This window comes from Nostoc sp. (genome assembly GCF_036917675.1).
In the GTDB taxonomy this organism is placed as follows: Bacteria; Cyanobacteriota; Cyanobacteriia; order Cyanobacteriales; family Nostocaceae; genus Nostoc.
In genome coordinates this window covers 80,117-98,509 of sequence record NZ_JBALCT010000033.1, presented here as the reverse complement: position 1 = coordinate 98,509, position 18,393 = coordinate 80,117, and the positions used below count along the sequence as shown (strand labels likewise).

The 18,393-nt window shown below is 42.7% G+C and carries 19 protein-coding genes and 1 pseudogene; 6 read left to right on the top strand and 14 right to left on the bottom strand.

All coding sequences use genetic code 11. The annotated features are described in order from the left end of the window. The first annotated feature begins 160 nt into the window (after nt 1-160). Nucleotides 161-283, top strand: a complete 123-nt coding sequence (locus V7K31_RS11705; protein ID WP_335094482.1) for a hypothetical protein — start codon at nt 161-163, stop codon at nt 281-283. Here V7K31_RS11705 and V7K31_RS11700 read toward each other — a convergent pair. The 8 genes from V7K31_RS11700 to V7K31_RS11665 form a co-directional block, all read right to left on the bottom strand. Continuing rightward, entirely contained in the window at nt 270-707 is a 438-nt protein-coding gene (locus V7K31_RS11700) for a PIN domain-containing protein (RefSeq protein ID WP_335094481.1), read from the bottom strand. The genes V7K31_RS11705 and V7K31_RS11700 overlap by 14 nt on opposite strands. Nucleotides 708-709: 2 nt before the next feature. Continuing rightward, nucleotides 710-925 carry a hypothetical protein gene (locus V7K31_RS11695; protein ID WP_335094480.1) on the bottom strand — a complete coding sequence of 72 codons (216 nt, stop codon included), beginning with the start codon at nt 923-925 and terminating at the stop codon, nt 710-712. A 305-nt stretch (nt 926-1,230) separates the two neighbouring features. Then, nucleotides 1,231-1,836, bottom strand: a complete 606-nt coding sequence (locus V7K31_RS11690; protein WP_335094491.1) for a Uma2 family endonuclease — start codon at nt 1,834-1,836, stop codon at nt 1,231-1,233. Between the two features lie 92 nt (nt 1,837-1,928). Continuing rightward, entirely contained in the window at nt 1,929-3,875 is a 1,947-nt protein-coding gene (locus tag V7K31_RS11685) for an amino acid transporter (RefSeq protein ID WP_335094479.1), read from the bottom strand. 430 nt (nt 3,876-4,305) lie between these two features. Beyond that, complete coding sequence (locus V7K31_RS11680) at nt 4,306-5,802, bottom strand: HlyD family efflux transporter periplasmic adaptor subunit (protein WP_335094478.1); 1,497 nt, start codon at nt 5,800-5,802, stop codon at nt 4,306-4,308. A gap of 6 nt (nt 5,803-5,808) precedes the next feature. Continuing rightward, nucleotides 5,809-6,021, bottom strand: a complete 213-nt coding sequence (locus V7K31_RS11675; protein WP_335094477.1) for a hypothetical protein — start codon at nt 6,019-6,021, stop codon at nt 5,809-5,811. Between the two features lie 43 nt (nt 6,022-6,064). Beyond that, on the bottom strand, nt 6,065-6,940 hold the full coding sequence (locus V7K31_RS11670; RefSeq protein ID WP_334948063.1) for an SDR family oxidoreductase: 876 nt from the start codon (nt 6,938-6,940) through the stop codon (nt 6,065-6,067). Nucleotides 6,941-7,174: 234 nt separating this feature from the next. Beyond that, nucleotides 7,175-7,552 (bottom strand): hypothetical protein, encoded by a 378-nt coding sequence (locus V7K31_RS11665; protein ID WP_335094489.1) that lies wholly within the window; start codon nt 7,550-7,552, stop codon nt 7,175-7,177. A gap of 129 nt (nt 7,553-7,681) precedes the next feature. Between V7K31_RS11665 and V7K31_RS11660 the strand changes: the two genes are divergently transcribed. Then, entirely contained in the window at nt 7,682-7,870 is a 189-nt protein-coding gene (locus V7K31_RS11660; RefSeq protein ID WP_335094475.1) for a hypothetical protein, read from the top strand. Nucleotides 7,871-7,911: 41 nt separating this feature from the next. Here the strand turns inward: V7K31_RS11660 and V7K31_RS11655 are convergent. From V7K31_RS11655 to V7K31_RS11645, 3 genes and pseudogenes are all read right to left on the bottom strand, one after another. Then, nucleotides 7,912-8,094 (bottom strand): annotated as a pseudogene (locus V7K31_RS11655) (zinc ribbon domain-containing protein); the annotation flags it as partial. 18 nt (nt 8,095-8,112) lie between these two features. Further along, complete coding sequence (ltrA, locus tag V7K31_RS11650) at nt 8,113-9,972, bottom strand: group II intron reverse transcriptase/maturase (protein WP_335094474.1); 1,860 nt, start codon at nt 9,970-9,972, stop codon at nt 8,113-8,115. Between the two features lie 584 nt (nt 9,973-10,556). After that, complete coding sequence (locus V7K31_RS11645; RefSeq protein ID WP_335094487.1) at nt 10,557-10,976, bottom strand: RNA-guided endonuclease InsQ/TnpB family protein; 420 nt, start codon at nt 10,974-10,976, stop codon at nt 10,557-10,559. 453 nt (nt 10,977-11,429) lie between these two features. On the opposite strand from V7K31_RS11645, the gene V7K31_RS11640 reads away from it, so the two are divergent. Then, nucleotides 11,430-12,137 carry a hypothetical protein gene (locus tag V7K31_RS11640; RefSeq protein WP_335094473.1) on the top strand — a complete coding sequence of 236 codons (708 nt, stop codon included), beginning with the start codon at nt 11,430-11,432 and terminating at the stop codon, nt 12,135-12,137. A gap of 887 nt (nt 12,138-13,024) precedes the next feature. On the opposite strand, the gene V7K31_RS11635 is transcribed toward V7K31_RS11640, so the two are convergent. Next, a complete protein-coding gene (locus V7K31_RS11635; RefSeq protein WP_334833528.1) occupies nt 13,025-13,927 on the bottom strand; it encodes a S1 RNA-binding domain-containing protein in 903 nt (300 codons plus the stop codon). 127 nt (nt 13,928-14,054) lie between these two features. Beyond that, entirely contained in the window at nt 14,055-14,795 is a 741-nt protein-coding gene (locus tag V7K31_RS11630) for a dienelactone hydrolase family protein (RefSeq protein ID WP_335094472.1), read from the bottom strand. 334 nt (nt 14,796-15,129) lie between these two features. On the opposite strand from V7K31_RS11630, the gene V7K31_RS11625 reads away from it, so the two are divergent. From V7K31_RS11625 to V7K31_RS11615, 3 genes are all read left to right on the top strand, one after another. After that, nucleotides 15,130-16,113 carry a GntR family transcriptional regulator gene (locus V7K31_RS11625; RefSeq protein WP_335094486.1) on the top strand — a complete coding sequence of 328 codons (984 nt, stop codon included), beginning with the start codon at nt 15,130-15,132 and terminating at the stop codon, nt 16,111-16,113. A gap of 82 nt (nt 16,114-16,195) precedes the next feature. Continuing rightward, nucleotides 16,196-16,783: a Uma2 family endonuclease gene (locus V7K31_RS11620; protein WP_335094471.1), complete on the top strand. Its 588-nt coding sequence runs from the start codon at nt 16,196-16,198 to the stop codon at nt 16,781-16,783. Between the two features lie 186 nt (nt 16,784-16,969). Beyond that, on the top strand, nt 16,970-17,329 hold the full coding sequence (locus tag V7K31_RS11615; RefSeq protein ID WP_335094470.1) for a hypothetical protein: 360 nt from the start codon (nt 16,970-16,972) through the stop codon (nt 17,327-17,329). A 137-nt stretch (nt 17,330-17,466) separates the two neighbouring features. Here the strand turns inward: V7K31_RS11615 and V7K31_RS11610 are convergent, their stop codons facing one another. Beyond that, nucleotides 17,467-18,387 carry an alpha/beta fold hydrolase gene (locus tag V7K31_RS11610; protein ID WP_335094469.1) on the bottom strand — a complete coding sequence of 307 codons (921 nt, stop codon included), beginning with the start codon at nt 18,385-18,387 and terminating at the stop codon, nt 17,467-17,469. Nucleotides 18,388-18,393: the final 6 nt, after the last annotated feature.

Here is an 18,393-nt window from a genome sequence, read left to right as displayed (position 1 = left end):
AATTCATTCCCAACTTTCCTCTGTTTTTGGTGTTTTTCTCAAGGAATCATCCTTCCATGTTATATTTTCTCTCTGGACAATTAATCCACCCTGCATTCCCTTGTAGGGAAGGGGGGCTAGGGGGGTTAGGTTTCGGAGTTTTTGATGTTAGCAATAATACTTGTTCATTCATCCTCTAAAACAGGTGATCGCATCTAATACTTTACTACAAGCGATCGCACTCCAAAAATCATACTCCTGTAAAGGCGATCGCAACTCAAGTAACCTCTCTACCTTGATTTAAACGGATTCACAATTTCTAATTGACCAGCTACTATTAACCCATCCTGCATATCTTCAGAATAAAGAATACTTGCTCTTGCGGGCAGCGCACAAGCAACAATTAAACCATCCCAAAAAGAAAAATTATATCGACTGTGGATATCCGATGCAGATTCAAAAATATTTAAGTTAAACTCTACCATAGTACAGCGATGATAAAGAGACTGAATCACAGCTTTGATTTGCTCTTCGTTAAAGGCTGTTTTTTTCAAGAAATTAGCAGAAACTTCATTCACAACCTGCGTACTGATAATTATTCCTTCATCCGAGGTAATTGAAATAGCAATATTACGCTTTCTATCTCTTTCTGCAACGTCTATCTTTTTGTGATCAAATAGACGATAGAGCCAAACATTGGTATCAATAAAAGATGGAACAGCAGTCATAACTAACGACTATAAACTTCCTCACGGGTGAGTACACCATTCACTTGAACAGGATTATCAGTCAATTCATCAATTATGTCTTTTTTTGGAAATAATTTTTTATTCACCAAAACAATTACTTTAATATCATCTCCTTCATTGAGTTCTTGTTTATACTCATCGGGAATCTGAATTAAACCGTTTTGAATCTTTGCTTGAAACTCTACCGCATTTAACATCTTTAAGTTTTCTTATCTATCTATAAATCAATTTTAGCTCTATCTTTCGCTAGGTTTACCAAAACCCGAATCACGCACGCACTTTTAGTAATATGGTAATAGGGTTAAAGCAGGTGATATCTACGGCGGGCTATTCGGCGTCGTACTCCAACTATTCATAATCTCGTCAAGGCGATGTCTGACGACAAGAAGCAAAGCTTCTACGCACTTCTGAATCATAGGGTTTTTGAAAGCGCTGATTGTACCACTCCCATATTCTTCGTCACATCGCTTTGAGTATGTCCAAGAGATTCTCGAACCTACACTTAACGAGCCAGAATGTCATCTAGGCGAAGTTGAAGATTAGGCAAAAGCGGCGAGTTAATTGATTGGTTTAGCCGATATTTTTGTTGAGTATAGGTATCTTCAACCAGTTCACAGATAGTAAAGGTAGGTTGTTTGGGTTTACCAATGAATGCCACACCGCCTAATCCTCGATAATCCACAATCCAATATTCAGGAATGCCTAAGAGGGCATATTCCTCAACCTTGCGAGCATAGTCAGTTTCCCAGTTGCTACTAACGACTTCAACCACCAGTTGAATCGAACGTCCCAGCGTAATTACGGGTTCTCCCTCCCAAAGTGGTTCACGCTGGAGAACGGTTTCATCGAGAACCACAACATTAGGACGACGAACTGTAGCAGCATCTACGAAGGGGTAAATTAAACAAGTGCGAGGAATAAACCAGGGGAGTTGTTCTGCAACAAGGTAGATCCCAATTTGGGTTGCAAGTTTGCCACTCACCGTTTCGTGCGGGCCAGTGGGTTCCATATCAATTAGTTCTCCATCTGCCAGTTCATAGCGGGGATTATCTCGATATTGAGAGAGAAAATCTTCAAAGGTAAGGGTTTTTGGGGAGATATATGTGATTGAGTCAATCTCCTGAAGGCAGACTTGTTTAGATTATATTTCTTTAATTTTGAATTTTGAAATACTTACGCGACATCCTACACCCTTTTGATTTAACCTCCGACATGAACGCCAGGACGCCTGTGGGAATTCTTTTCAGCCCGACGGAGTACTTCACGAGTAACTACAGCAATATCACCCTCCCCAAATAAGATAAAACGCAGTAAGTATTGTATCGGGTTGCCTTCAACCCAGCCGAAGTAGGCATGGGGAATCTTACCTGTTTGGTCACGAATATACAGCAATAAAGCCGCGATCGCATTAGGTACTGCTGCACTCTCAGCCCGGAGGATGCGATAATCACCAACTTGCACCCCTTTTACTTTGATCACATCCGCAAACTCCGAAGCATCTGATACATGAATCTCTAGAAAAAGAATTGGATCGTTGGGTGGAATATGGTTATCCTCGCGGACCTCTTTCTCTTTCATAAAATACTCTAGAACATCGCCCTTATTCAACCGATTTGCAATCAGTCGGATTGCTCCCTGGCTCTCTTCGGCAAGGAATTGGCTAGCAAGCTCGTCAAATTCGATCTGCTCTGTTCGCAGTTCCGTTGAACGCCACACACGAGAAACCAGCGAGGTAAAAATGATTGCACCAATGAAGAACCCAGCGATCCTAATACCTTCTGGTCTTTCGATGATATTGACAATAGTGGTATATAAAAATAACAGTGTAATAATGCCAAAAATGAGTTTTGCCCGCTTCTCTCGATGACGGTGGGCTGATAAGGTTACGGCAAAGGCCGCTGAGGTGATCAACACAAGCACACCAGTTGCGTAAGCCCCACCTTGGGCTTCCACACTTGCCCGAAAGATAATTGTGACAACAAAGGCGATCGCTGTATAGACCAAAACTAAAGGTCGTGCTGCTCGTGCCCAATTTGGTGCCATGCCATAGCGTGGTAAGTAGCGGGGCACAATATTCAGCAGCCCTGCCATTGCAGATGCACCTGCAAACCACAAAATGGAAATAGTACTTAGATCGTAAATTGTGCCTAAGCCATTGCCTAGATACAGATGTGCTAAATAAGCAAGGGCCCGTCCGTTAGCTTTGCCCCCAGATGCAAATTCTGCGGTTGGAATCAGTAGAGTAGTTATAAAGCTGGTGGTGAGCAAAAAGAAGCTCATAATCAGAGCAGCACTGGTAAGCAGCTTGCGTGTATTCCGAATCCGCCCTTTGGGATGTTGGGAAGTGTCACTGTTACTACCTTTGACCAGGGGCATGACGGTCACGCCCGTCTCAAAACCTGACAATCCCAGCGCTAGCTTGGGGAATATCAAAAGAGCTATGCCGAGTAGCATGAAAGGGTTGGAATGGCGTGAAAAAAGTGCCGTCTGCCAGTTAGCGATCGCTTCTGGGTGAATTAGGATCTGATATACACCGACGTTAACGACAATGAAGTTTAATACCAGATAAACTGCCACTAAAACTACTGCAATCCCAATCGCTTCTCGGAAACCTCTGAGGAAAACTCCGCCTAGTAATGCAACTAAGATGAGAGTGATTGCGATCGTCTGATTGTGAAGCCAAATTGGGATCAGTGGATTTTCGATGATATGGGCTGTAGCATCAGCAGCCGATAAGGTAATGGTAATAATAAAGTCGGTTGCGACAAACCCAAGTAGGCACAGCACAAGTAATTTACCTTGCCACCAGGGGAGCAAACGCTCTAACATTGCGATCGACCCTTCCCCACGAGGGCTTTCGGCAGCAATGCGCCGATAGATTGGCAATGCTCCAAAGAGGGTCAGCAAAACCAGAATCAGGGTAGCTATAGGAGAAAGAGCGCCAGCTGCCAGTGCTGCAATCCCAGGTTGATAGCCAAGGGTCGAGAAATAATCTACACCAGTCAAGCACATCACCTGCCACCAAGAATGCTGGCGATGTGATTCTTCCTTGCGGTAAGGCCCTTCCTTTTCTCGTCGGTCTTCTTCAAGCAACCAGTCGATTAACTGTTTGCCGAGCCGTTTTATTGAAACAATTGATTTAGCCATCAAATACGGTTGTGTTGCAAAAGTCGGCTTTGTGATTTTTTTAAGCCTTTATAGTTTATTAAAATTTTGAACTACAAAGATATAGCACTATTATTGTAGGTTAAGCATCCTGTCCGATTTACAAAATATATAATCGCTGCTCGTAGTCGTCTGGCGTATCAAGAGCAATTGCAGCTTTTGGTATCAGAATAAACAATAATGTAACCGTATATTTTCGCTTTAACGCTTTTGTACCCTTAGCACCATCAATAAAGGAGAGAGGCTTTGAATCTTACTCCCCTTCCCTTGTAGGGAAGGGGCTGTTCTTGTTAGGTCAATAAAATAGCACTCAAGTGAGGAGCGCTATAGATGTATGTTATGAGATGCGTAGGCGTAGCCTGGGCGAGTATCGCTTTTGAAACAGCTATAAAAACATCAGAGGCTACAAACGCTACCTAACCGAAAATGCCTCGTTGAACCGCCGTGTCACAGGCTCAGTGATGAATGTCAAAATTGACTTTTTACGAGTGACAATTTCACCTGTAGCAGTCATCCCTGGTGTAAATTCTACTTCTTGACCCCGCACGTTCACTGAGTGTTTACTTAGCTTAATTCTTGTCGGAAAAACTAAGCCTAATTCTTTATCAACAATTGCATTCGGACTGACTTGCATAACTTCGCCCTCCACAGTGCCAAATTCCTGGAAGGGGAAAGTCGCCATTTTCACTTTTGCCTTCATTCCTTGACGAATAAACCCAATATCGCGGTTAAGAACTTTTACCTCTAGGAGCATTTCTTCCCCTTCCGGCAAAATTGACACCAATTCTTCACCCGATTGTACTGGTCCCCTGGTGGCTTTGACTCTGTAAATCGTACCAGCAACGGGAGCTTCAATCGTTTCTAAAGCTTGCTGCTTCCTCGCCTGATCTAATTGACCTTGAACAGTTGTTAATTCTTCTTTACGCTTGTTGAACTGGGTTAAAATTTCACTTTGGCGTTCTGATGCTACACGTTGGGCTTGACTGCGTGCAGAGTTGTAAGCTTGTTCTGCTTGGTGAATTTCTTGGACTTGGGCAGCAATATCTTTTTCTAATGATGTGACTTTATCTTGAGCCTCTGTGATTTTATTCTGGGCGTTAGTCACTTCATCTTGTGATCTAGTGATCTCTGTCTTTGCACGAGTTAATTTTTCTTGGGCATCTAGGTAATCCACACGAGGTACAGCGCCAGGAGTAATTAGGGTGTGTAGGCTTTTTTCCCTTTGTTGTGCAAGCGTCAAATTACTTTCAATTTTAATTCGGATGCTATCGGCGTTGACAAGGTTGGTTTTGGCATTGCCAACGCTGCTTTTGGCATTAACTAAATTGTCTTGCAATCGAGTCAAGCGGACTTTGGCTTGATTGATGAGTGCTATTTGGCGATTTGCTTCTGCTTCCGCCGCAGCTTGACGCGCTTGGTAGTCTTGTAGACGGGAGGTTAAAAGTTCATCTTGCAGTTTTGTCCCAGCAGTTTTGCCTCCGGTGCGTTCTGCATCCAAACGTTGTAAATCGTCTTGAATTAATCTAGTAGATTTAGCTAGGCGGGAAACATCGGTTATTTGCAAGTCTGGATCTTTTTGAATCAGAACTTGACCTTTAGTAACGCGATCGCCTTCTTGCACTTTGACGGCGACAATTGACCCTCCACCCAAGGATGTCACGGGTCTTACCTGTGTGGAAGCAATTAATTCCCCTGGTGCTGTTGCTACTTCATCTATTTGCGAGAAGTACGCCCAAGCGATCGTCCCAAATACGATGGCAGTCATCGTTCCCGCTAATAATCTCGTGTACAGGGGTGGCAATTCCTGTACTGCCTTCCCCAATTCATAGGTGAGTTGTTCCTCTGGTTGGGCGAATCGCTCTTTTGTCTGACGTGCTTGAGCAGCATTTGCAGCTAAGGAAGAGTTCATAGAATTTTAGATTATTGGGTATTGGGCATTGGGCATTGGGTATTGGGTATTGGGCATTGGGAATTGGGCATTGGGCATTGGGCATTGGGCATTGGGTATAGCGGTTATCGGTTGAGTGAGGTACAAGAACCGCACCCCCAACCCCCTCCCCGCTCTTCGATAGGGGGCTATGATGTACTTCATCTGATTAGGAAACGCTATATTAGTTTTTCTGCTCATGCCCCATGCCCCATGCCCCATGCCCCATGCCCCATTACCTAATTCAAACTGCTAGATAGCGCCGCAAAAAGTTTTCTAATGTCTCCAACTGGAAGTTAAAAATCGCCTCTAAATTGGCAATTTCATCTTTTGTACAGAGAAATTCATTTGCTAGCAATGTGCGATAAGTTCCCAAAGCTTTTTGGATTTGGGGATTAAATAAGCCTAATGCACTCTGTAACCCATCAATGACAAATAGTGGTGAGTTAATTATTACTGGTTCTTTGATAAAGATCCGACCAAAAATCCGAGGAATATCTTCTCGTAATAAAATCTCCGGGCCTCCCACTGGTAAAATCTGGTTGCGAGCGCCTTCAACTGTCACAGAATCCACGACTATCTTTGCCAAATCATCGGTACTGACAATTGAGGTACGGTTTTTGCGATCGCCAATCAGCAGATACAATCCTGTTTCCCGGAATCGTTCTACTAGTGGCAGCAAGTTAGATGCTAATCCAGCTGGGCGTAAAATTGTGTAATTTAAGCCACTAGCTGCCAAATATCGCTCTACTGCTCGTTTGGCTTTAAACACAGGAGCGTCTTCATAACCGCGATCGGCTCCCAATACGGAAATGAAGACAAAATGCTCTACGCCATTGGCTTTTGCTTGGTCAATCAGTTCAATATTGGCGCGGTAATCTAAAGATAGAGCATCGCTATCAGAACCGTGGGCGCTGATAATATACTTCACACCCCGACTAGCTTTCTGAATATCTTTTTCCTCTAGCAAGTCACCGATAAAGATTTCTGCACCCCGGTGTTCTAACTCGCTGTAGCGCGATGTAAGGCGGACAAATGCCCGCACAGACTGTTCTCGTTGTCGTAGGAGTCGCACAACTCTGCGACCAATTCCTCCCGTTGCTCCAGTTACTAGAAACATATAAATACCTAAATTGAATACTTTCAGCGTTTATAGTTCTTGAAATCCTTGATATATGCTCAAAATCTGTTGAGCAATACTTAAACAACATGAGCATATCTTTATACTTTGTTACTATGCTCAAGCTCTCCTCACGCCAATTAAGCCAATAGGTCACACCTTATTTATCTTAATACTCTAAAAATTATCCCCCATATCTTTGTAGATGTAGGGGATAGGCTAATGGGATTAGTTTTACTGGCTCAACAAGTCAATAGCTTGTTCAAGCGACATCTTAGCTTTGTGCAAGTTCAGCAGGTTCTCCTGGTCGTATCGGTCAGGATAGCTCATTTTTCTGCCCTCCAAAGTTATCCGAATTAGCGCTGCTTGCTCATCTGTGGGTGAATTCATCTCCTCAATAGCAGAACTGATTATCTGAATAGCGTTAAAGTTAGGGAATTTTAACCCTTTACCTTGCTTCATTTGTTGCAGTGCTAAAAATGGAAATGGCATCAGAGTTACGATGTACGAGGTTTTGTATCCTGCATTCCCAGTAGGTTTTACACCGTATCTCCGACACAAGTCGCGTAATTCTTTAATAGTCTTGATTTCAAGTTCGGAACGCGTGAACATAAAATAGTAATGTCCATTTTTCAAATTGGATATTGGTGGTTGTACTTCCGGCAAGTTGTAGCAACCACCAAAAACCAATCTAATCTACTGCCTACCAGTGATTCAACTTATATTTATATTTATACATAAATGCCTAATCCTAAAGGTCATCCAGAAAATTTAAACCCATTTAAATCAGAGAGGGAAGAACCTTTAAGTGAGCGTCTTAACTTACGTGTCACAAAAACTATGAAAGAAGAACTATCCACTAAGGATGATCCTCCAGAATTTTGCCGTCGTGCAATCCAGGAAGCATTAGAGAAAGATAGAGAAAATTGACATACTCACCGCTCTGAAGAGACGGGGAAACACTTGATACATCACAGACAGGTGCTACCAAAATAGACTTCTCCCTCCCGTCTCCGTACCCGTTTAGAGTCGTGGCAATGCCCTGTCCCGACTTTCTCTATCATCTTGGCGGCGTTTTCGTCGCGATCATGTTCAACGCCGCAGTTTAAACATTTAACAAGACGTATCTTTAAATCAAGTTTGCCCCACTTATAACCGCATTCTGAGTTAAACTAAGCGATTCCCTCACGAGAACCGCTCGTCTTCAAAACCGTGCTTGATACTTTCGCATCACACGGCTCCTCAGTAATAAGGCTCTTGTCATAAGTACCTCTGTTCCCCGATTTGGCGGGATTAGGCTTGGCACTATTGCAGCCAGATTTTGTGCCGAGACTGCCATCACTAGCGGTCTTTTGATCGTGGCAATGTCGGTGAAGTAGTTGTAGGTTTTTATATTCATTCTTTCCGCCTTTCGACTTAGGAATGATATGGTCAACTTCCATCACCGATGATTCTGTAAAATATAGTCCGCAGTGGGCGCATTTTCCTTTTTGTCGCTTTAGAAGTGTTGCCACATCTTTTGGGACTTCCGGGTTTTTACCCATTCTTGTACTCCAGTAAACTAGGTTGCCATCATAAGGACTGGCTTCGCCTTTGACCTTCACATGGCGCGTGATTTCAGTGGCGCTATATTTCAGTAACCGCAGTGGGTTTTTACCTTCCTGGCTGGTTGCGAATACCCAGTTGTCATTACCACAGGTTTGCCAATATTTGTTGGCTACCCAATGTCCCGATTTATTCGGGTGTCGTCTTTGTCCCCAACTTTTTAGCTTCAGATACACCCTTTTGTCTAGTTCGGAATATGATTCCTTGCTGACGACAGTGCGGTAATAGTTAGCCCATCCCCTAATGATTGGATTTAAGCGGGCTATTAGCGCAGCCTGTGGGGCTGTTTTATGTTGCTCTATTACCTCGGATACACTGTCATAGTGTATTCTTAGCTTTTGATTGCTGGGTTTGATGAGTGTCTTGAATCCAAGTGGCTTTCCATTAGAGCTACAACCCGTGTTATATTTTCCTACTGGGTACTGCCTGATATTGAATCCCAGGAAGTTAAACCCCGCGTCTTGTCCCTCGTGCTTTTCCAGCGTATGGGTAAGGCGCGTTTTACTTGGTTTCAATTCCAGTCCTATGCCATTTAACCACTCGGCTATGATTACCTTACATCTCTGGACAACGGTTATGTCTTCATGCAATATCACGAAGTCATCGGCATACCGGATTAGGCTAAGGGCGTAATGGTTATCACGTTTCCTTCCTGGTAACTCTTCGGCTACCTGCTTTATCCGCTCTTCCATCCCGTGAAGGGCAATGTTTGCTAATAGTGGTGAGATAACCCCACCTTGTGGCGTACCCTCAGATGTTGAGAACAACTGTTTGCCGTCCATCACTCCTGATTTTAGCCATGATTTTATCTGGCGTTTTAGGGTTGGGAATGTGTTTAGCTTTTTGAGAAGTTCTCCGTGATTAATTCGGTCGAAGCATTTAGCAATATCGGCATCCAGCACGTATTTGGCTTTCTGATTTATCGCTATATATATTGCTCCTATTGCATCTTGGCATGAACGTCCTGGTCGGAAGCCATAGGAATTGGGTTCAAATCTTGCTTCCCACTCAGCCTCAAGCGCTAATTTAACTAACGCCTGATTGGCTCTGTCGTACATCGTGGGAATTCCGAGTGGACGTTTTTCGTCAGTCCCCGGTTTATCTATCCATACCCTTCTAGTGGGCTTGGCTTTCCCCTTTAGCTCAAGTTTTTGCACCAGTGCCAGCCTTTGTACGGGGGTTAATGATTTTATCCCGTCAATCCCGGATGTCTTTTTACCCTGGTTATCTTGTGTCACGCGACGCACCACCAGCATCTTTGCCGACCAAGACCTCATCAATGTCTTCTGGAGTCTGCGAACTGCTTTTAAATCACCACGACTAGAGGCTATGAATATTCTCTTTTGCAGCTTAAATACTCGGCTCTCCAGCTTGCGCCAGTTTACCTTTCTCCATTCCACCGTAGTTTTGACACTCGTTTTAGACATATCTGCTGCTACTTGAAACTACTCAATCCTTACTACCGTGAGTCTGTCAGCATATACGGATCATTACAACCGCGTCTTTCGCTTCTGACTCAATCCTGCCCGTCCGCAGCATCCGGTTAGCACCTACTCAGGAAATCGACCGACCTGAGAGCATACGGAGGGTTACTTCGTTCCGAATGACCATACTATGAACCTTTAGAATTCCACTTTCCACCGGGTTTGTTTTAGAGATGCTGTAGGTCGGATTTGCAACCGCCTACCTTTTATCCTTTACCTTTTGGTTCCAGCTAATCAGTCCCTTTTGCTGGTTAAGCCTCACGGTGGTTCGGTCGTGGATTCAGACGTTATGTCTTATTCATGGATTCTTTGCTTGCCCCGCACTACCTTGGACTAGGAGTGTGGAAGGGCTTTTAATCCCGCTTTACGGATTGATGGCATCGCTACCGTAGGGAATATGCTTTCACCTGGCATCTACAGGGGAGGGATTTACACCCTCATGGTCATTCAGTTGTCAAGGTTCTGTTCCAACCGATACGAGGGGTTGGTTTCCTTTGCGGGTAATCCCTACCTATTTCTAAGTATTTCTACTCAACGAATCGCACACAAACTTGGCTAGTTGGTTCCCACCGATTAATAACATGAAAAGTTCTGCCATATTTCTTAGTTTTAGCCTCGCATAGCGTCCTAAATTCACGCCAGCCCTGCATACTAATTGCTCTTGAGAGTCTGCGATTTTTCACCATTCCCGACACATTCAAATCCTCTAAAACAATAGCTTGGTTTTCGCTAACAATCTTAGTAGATAGTTTATGCAGGAAGTCTTTACGGGTGTCAGCTATTTTGTTGTGCAGCTTTGCAATGCGAATTCGAGTTTTATAGCGTTGATTAGAACCATTTATTTGCCGCGCTAGCTTTTTTTGGAGTTTGCGAATTTTTCTGTCAAGCTTTTTGTAGCTAGGACTTTCGGCTTTTTCGCCATTGCTCATTACCGCAAAAGTTTTAATTCCTAATATAAGTCAAATGCCATTTTGCTTATTAAATTCTACTTTAGGGACTCCCAAATAAAAAAATACTCAACTACTTCTTGTGGGCATCTCGCCATTGGTGCCAACTTAAGCCCAAACCCATTTAAAACCTCGTTTCCAGCCTCTGGCTGGAAATGCACTTCAATTACGGCAGAGCCGCAAATCTTGAGGCGGCAACCCCCCTATTAGGCATTCCAACTGGGAACGAGATAAAGTAGACCCGCGCTGTAAGGGTTTCTTAAGGGTCATACGTGGGTTGACTTTCGGACAGATACTGAGGCTATGGAGCAGTTAATTTGGGGTATCACTGGAAAACCGCCAGAGCGAAAAGTTCTGTAACAGTTTGCTGAGATATTTACACTCATGAGATAATTTCCTAACTAATAAAATAAATTACTCAATATTAGTATGACCCAAGTATCAATCTCTAGTGTGGAGTTACCAATTCATCTCCGTACTAAAACAATTGCTCGACGTTTAATAGTTATAGTTATCAGCCTCACCTTCGCAGGCGTTTTAAGTGGCTATTTTTGGCTCTCGAAGTTTCCCTTGCCTGCTAGCAAATGGTTTTACCAACTATTTAGCCTTGATGGCGAATTTAATATTCCTGCTTGGTATTCCGCATTCTCTCTATTATTTTGTTCGGGATTACTTAAAGTAATTACTGTTATTAAGACGAAAGACCGCCATTTCTCTTACTGGAAAACCCTATCTTTTATATTTGTATATTTGAGTTTGGATGAAGCATTTAGTTTTCACGAGATTTTGATCATTCCGTCAGTGCGACAAGCGCTTCATCTCAATCCTATATTTTTCCAAACCTGGGTTATTCCTGGTGTAGTTTTAGTGGCAGTTTTTACATTTAAATATCTTAAATTTTGGCTTGCTCTCCCGCCAAAGACTCGGTATTTATTTTTTATTGCCGCAGTTATTTATATAAGTGGAACATTAGGTATGGAAATGATCGGTGGATTTTTGATAGAAGATTTTGGTCGCCGCAGTATCATAACGTTAACGGGTATAGTTATTGAAGAGTTTTTGGAAATGATCGGAATTGTGATTTTTATTTATGCGTTGCTAGCTTACCTTAGCAGCTTGAAAGAAAGTATTCAACTGAAAATATATATATCTGATCAATAAATTTAGGCGGCTCAATATACCCAACTTTGTGGGTTAAAAAACCTTAATTTTCTCTTAGCCCACGGAGGAAAGCTCTTGTTTGTGTAGCCGCGTTCGCGTCAGCGTGCCGGAGGCTCTATTCCATTCGCCCTGGCTCTAAGTTCATACCAATGAGCATAGCTGTTTGGGGGGTGTAGGTTTATAGTTATCTTTTCTCGCGTCGAGACTTGTGAAGTGTAACATTTTAAGCACTTCAGACTTTTATAACTATTTTTAACAGGGTTATTTTCTAGGAGTTAATCAATATTTCAGAGATGCGATACCTAGCACTGGGGGCTGATTAATTCTTGTTTAGTCCTCTTGAGAGGACTTTCGCTATTAGCCGTAGGTTTGGTTTCTAACCTATGGCGGGTGATGGGTTCAAATGTGAGACTGTGGATTAAGGTTTTTGCATCATTGCAGAATATTGGCATTGCCCACACGTCCGCCTCAGAATAAATTCTGCGGCTCATAGCGAAAGTCATCTAAAGCTGACTGAAATTCTTGTTTTAGCGTGAATTCGACGGCTCATATCATGTCCGCTTGATTACTTATTAAACCCGGAGAACCTCAAAGAGCCAAAGCTGTGCTTTTCCTCCCCTCCCGAAGAGGGTGGAGCAGGGTGGTTTCATACAAGCAGAGAAAAAACAAAACTGAGTTTCAAAGCCTCTCTCCGCTTCGGGGAGAGGAATGGAAGTGGGGTAAAAAGCCATATCACAAAACGAGAATCAAGACTTATGTATTTTTCTTTCTTCGTATGAAACCACCCTGCCTCCCGAAGAGCTCTTAGGGGTTGGGGGTGGGGTTCTTTTTTTGGGCGTTATCGGAAACGCACTATTTATACGTTGTGCAAGCAGCCCACCTCAAAACTATTCAGAAGCTTTGTTATTAGCCCTATTGGCACGCGCCTCAGCTGAAGCCATCACTTCATCCATATTCTCTAAGACTTCGCCAGGGAAGTTTTCCAAAACTCTGGTAGAAAGAGCAACCCGCCCTTTACCCTCATCCAAGTCAATAATTACAGCTTTAATTGGCTGACCAATTTTAAATACCTTTTCTAGAGATTCGATGAATTTTTGGCTTACCTGCTTGATATGAAGCAAAGCCCCCATACCATTTAAATCGACAAACACACCAAAAGGTTTGATGCCAGTAACTTTACCTTCCACCAGTTGACCTAGTTCTAATAAACTGAAGTTGCTAGAACGAGTTGCTAAACGCTGGGAAAGGATGAGTTTGTTGGTGTTACGATTTATTTCCAAAAAGCCCACAGTCAGATTTTGACCTTTGAGTGCTTCTAAATTATCACGCTCTGCCAGGTGCGATCGCGGAATAAATCCCCGCAAAGAGAGAATATCGACGGTAACACCACCTTTATTTACACCCATAACCCGTACTTGTACAGTCTGAGCATTTTCCTGCATTTCGGCCAGTCGTTCCCAGATATGCTGAATTTCCAACTGCTTGCGAGAAAGGGTGACTTGACCTTCTGCATCCTGATCTCGGATAATCAAAAACTGCATATCCTCTTGCAATGGCAGCACCTCCGATAAATCAGTAACTGCTCTCAAAGAAGCCTCATCGCGCGGCAGAAAAGCTGACGATTTGCCACCAATATCGACATAGGCTCCATCATGGTCAAGTTGGAACACTTTGCCATGTACAACCTGTCCCTTTTGAAACTGGTAGTCGTGTTTTTCTAGTGCTTTGGCAAAATCGTCCATCGTAAATGACGAATTGGCTGTTTGAGAAAGTTGCGATTCGGAATTCATGACTTTTGAAGATTAATTGTTATTTGATATGATGCCACTGTAGTTTAGATTGTCATTTGTCATTTGTTCTTTGTCTCTGATTCTTACTAATAACAAATGATCAAAGACAAACTTGGTTGCATAGTTTTTAGGTCAGTTGACCAAAAAGTTGTTTCACTTGCTCCCAAGCATCGGCTGCCGCTTTAGGATTATAACTGGCACGAAGGTTACAGAAAAATCCGTGATTAGCTCCATCGTAGCGAAACACACGATGAGGAATTTTATATTTTTCTAACTCTGCTTCAATCTCATCTACTTGTTCGGCTGGAATGCTAGCATCTTCTTTACCAAAGAAGGCATAGAGAGTGCCTGGAATTTCTCTGGTGCGGGTGATAGTAGGAGTGCCACCTCCTAGTGTGCGGGTGGTAATTCCAGCACCGTAGAAGGAAGCCGTAGCTTTAATATCTGGTAAGGTGGCTGCAAGATATGCGACATGACCACCAAAGCAGAAACCAATACAGCCAAAGCCATCTTTTTTGACTTGGGGCAGATTTTTGAGGTAGTCAATTGCTAATTGAATATCGCTCAATAACTCTGATGCTTGAGTTTGCATGGCGTAGCCTCTGCCCGTTTCCATATCTTCGGGTGTGTATCCGGTTTCAAAACCAGGAGCAACCCGTTGGAAAAGTGCAGGTGCGATGGCTACATACCCAAGTTTGGCAATCCGTTCTGTAACTTCCCGAATGTGAACATTGACACCAAAAATCTCTTGTAGTACCACCACTCCGGGGTAAGATCCAGATTCTTTTGGCTCTGCAAGATTTGCAGACACTTGAACATTATCTTGCAAAAGATTAACCGTTGTGGTAATTATTGCTTGCTCTGTCATAATAATTATTACCAGTGCTATGTGATTAGTCTTGTGTTTATTTGATATAACTATGCCAGTATGGCCAGGTTATTTCCAATTAAATTATTAATTACCAATAATGAACGCATTAGAAATTTCTCCCCGAAGAACTTTATATGTAAATAGAATATTTGATATGTAGCAAATGCAGCTGGAACCAAAAGAGTGCTGAGTTAAAAGTGCTGAGTAGGAAAGCATACTCCCCACTCCCTACTCCCTACTCCCTACTCCCTACTCCCTACTCCCTACTCCCTACTCCCTACTCCCTACTCCCTACTCCCTACTCCCCACTTAGTATTCAAGAGGTTTGATGATGATTCAATTTCGTATTCAGCCAGACAGCGAAATTCCCGCATCAACCCAGCTGTTTAATCAAATCCGGTTTGCGATCGCTTCTCGGCAATATCCCCCGGCTTACAAATTGCCAAGTACACGCGCGCTAGCAATGCAAACGGGATTACACCGTAATACCATTAGCAAAGTTTACCGTCAACTGGAGGAAGACGGATTTGTTGAAAGTATGGCTGGTTCAGGAATTTATGTTCGTCCCCAAGGTCATGAGGGCGGTAGCAGGCTGCAATCACCAATTCTCAAACAAAATCCTGATGCATATCAAGTTGTCCAGCAAGCACTTGATAATCTGCTCTCTCAAGGATGTTCACTGAATCAAGCTAGAGAACTATTTTTAGCGGAAATTGACTGGCGCTTGCGTTGTAGTGCGCGAGTACTGGTTGCAGTTCCATCTTATGACATGGGTGCTGGTGAGTTGATGGTGTATGAATTAGAACGAGCTCTGAAAATACCAGTCCAGTTAGTAGCAATGGATGAATTAACAGCTGCGCTAGATAAAACTACCTCAGCAACAGTAGTCACAAGTCGGTATTTTATCAGTAATGTGGAAGCGATCGCAGCTCCGAAAGCTGCACGGGTAATTCCTCTAGATATCTACGACTACACCAAAGAACTCAACTTATTAAAAACCCTACCAAAAGAAAACTGTGTAGGCATAGTTAGCCTCAGTTCTGGGATTGCACGAGCCGCAGAAGTAATCCTCCACGGTCTGCGAGGGGATGAACTACTAGTGATGACTTCTCAACCAAAAGATGCTTATAAACTTCAAGCAATGGTTAAACGAGCTGAGGTAATTATAACCGATCAAGCCAGTTTTGCCGCAGTGCAAGCAGCCGTGCAAGCATTTGATGAAGATATTATTCGTAGACCAAAGCTGATTAAGGTTGAAAATTATATCGGCACTAACTCGATTAACTTGCTAAAACGAGAACTGGGTTTGAGTTAATTCCAAGATAATTAAGATAGGGGTAAAAACATCTATATTTATTCAGCTACTTATCAATCAATAAAACAACTGTTGAGGCAATATGAGTATTCCACTTCTAGACCATCCCATACAAGAGAAACTTGTAACCGTCGCTAATGTTTCTTGGGACGAATTCAAAGGTATAGAAGCACAGTTAAAGGATAACCGCAATGTCCGACTTTGGTATTTGTCAGGAATATTAGAAATTATGTCGCCCATTGGTGAAAAACATGAGTACGTAAAAAGAACTCTTGGATACTTGCTAGAAGCTTACATGAGAGAGTTGGGAATCCGGTTCTACGGTCGTGGTGGTTTTACTCTAGAAGAACCTGGGTATGCTTCTGGCACACCAGATGAATCTTACTGCATTGGCAGCAATAAAGAAACGCCAGATATTGTTATTGAAATTATTGTTACTAGTGGCACTATTAACTGCAAGGAGCTATTCAAACCCAAGAAAGTACCTGAAATTTGGTTCTGGAAATCAGACCAGATAAAAATATTCCGTTTAAATGCGGCTGGCGAATATGAAGAAGTAAACCGTAGTGGTTTCTTACCAAATTTAGATCCAGCTTTGTTACTAAAATATATCGCGCATCCTGACCAGTACGACGCTGTTGCCGAATTTGTGCAGGCTATCCGAAAATAACATCTTGGAACTAATCGTGACGCAAAACTAGGTAACGAGTGTCTCAATAATAGGTTTCAGAACGAATCGCACCACGTATCTGGGCACGATGCCTAATTGTGTAAATTTTTTTAAAGCTCATTGATTAAATGGCAACTAACAGTATAGTCTGAAGTTTATTAAGGCTTTTTAATACCGCATTTAACCATGCTCAAGATTAAAAGAACAACTGGTTTATGGATTACCAGTTTTGTAATAGTTCTAACGCTCTTATTTGGCTTTTTTTCAACGCAATTCGTTGCTCAAGCTCAATTCTCCGCACCTAAAATACAAACACCCGATTGTGTTACAGACGGACTTACCTTGGGTGTTATCGGCTACAGGTTAGTTGGTAATACATTTTACTATGTTCGACGATTAGCAATTGTACTTGATGCATCTGTAGATGACTTTGGTGTGAATGCAGGTGGAGATGCATTAGAATTCTTTTGTCTCACCGATAAGCCTCAAACAAGCTTAGGTAAGAGTGCTATTTGTTTATCTGGAGAGAATTGTCCCTGGAGATAAACACTGTAACTAGCATTGCACCTCGACCTTTTCAAACCTGCAATGATATTTTTCGATATGACTAAATAACAATTATTTGCGCTTTTGCGTGAGGCTAATTCATACTTTCAATCAGTAACGCCCGAAAAATAAATAAGTTAACTTCCTTGCGGTTTTGAGGTATTAATTTGCAAAAACTCTTGTACCCGTTGCAGATAAGTTGGTGCATCTTCCAACATTGGGAAATGCGCCGTACCGGGAATCATCGCAAATTCAACTTTGTCACTCAGTGCGGCTGCTTGACTCCCCATCTCGGCTGGAATAATTTTGTCATACTCCCCTGCCACTAGCAAAGTCGGCACAGTTAGCTTGGCAAACTCTTGCGGCATCAATTCAGCTTGAGCTTTACTGACTGAAGTAAAAATTGTCCCTAAAGCCGCATCGTAATCTGCTTCGAGAAAATCTTGCAAAAAAGCTTGTCGCTCAGAATGTGGTATGGAACTATGCAAAAATCTAGCCATAAACATCCGGTCAACAAATGGGATTTTGCTTAACCACTTGGGACGGAATTTTACTACATAGCCACCGAATTTATGAAAGGCACTAAAAGATTTTTCGTCGTACTCAAAAATGCCGCTACAGGTTAAAATTCCTCGTTCCACTCGTTCGGGGTAGCGGTTAAAAAATAAAGTGGCAACAGATGCGCCCATTGAGTGAGCATGGATATGCACACGCTCAATATGTAAACCATCTAGCAAAGCTGCCAAATCATCAGCATATTCTTCTAATTCATAGGTTAACTCTCTAATTGCCTCCGATTCTTCCTGGGGGGACTGAGACTCGGCAAAAGATTCACTTGCTTGGGCTATAGTCGCTTTACCACGAGAACGGCCAAATCCCCGCAAATCGTAGAGTAAACAATCAAATTGCTCTGATAAAACATCAGCCGTATTTTGCCAATACCTAGCGGAACCAGCCCAACCGTGCATGAAAACCATCACTGGTTTTACCAAAGAACCAGATGGCTTTTTCACCCATTCGTAGTAATGCTCAACCCCACGAACACTAATATAAGGCATTTATCA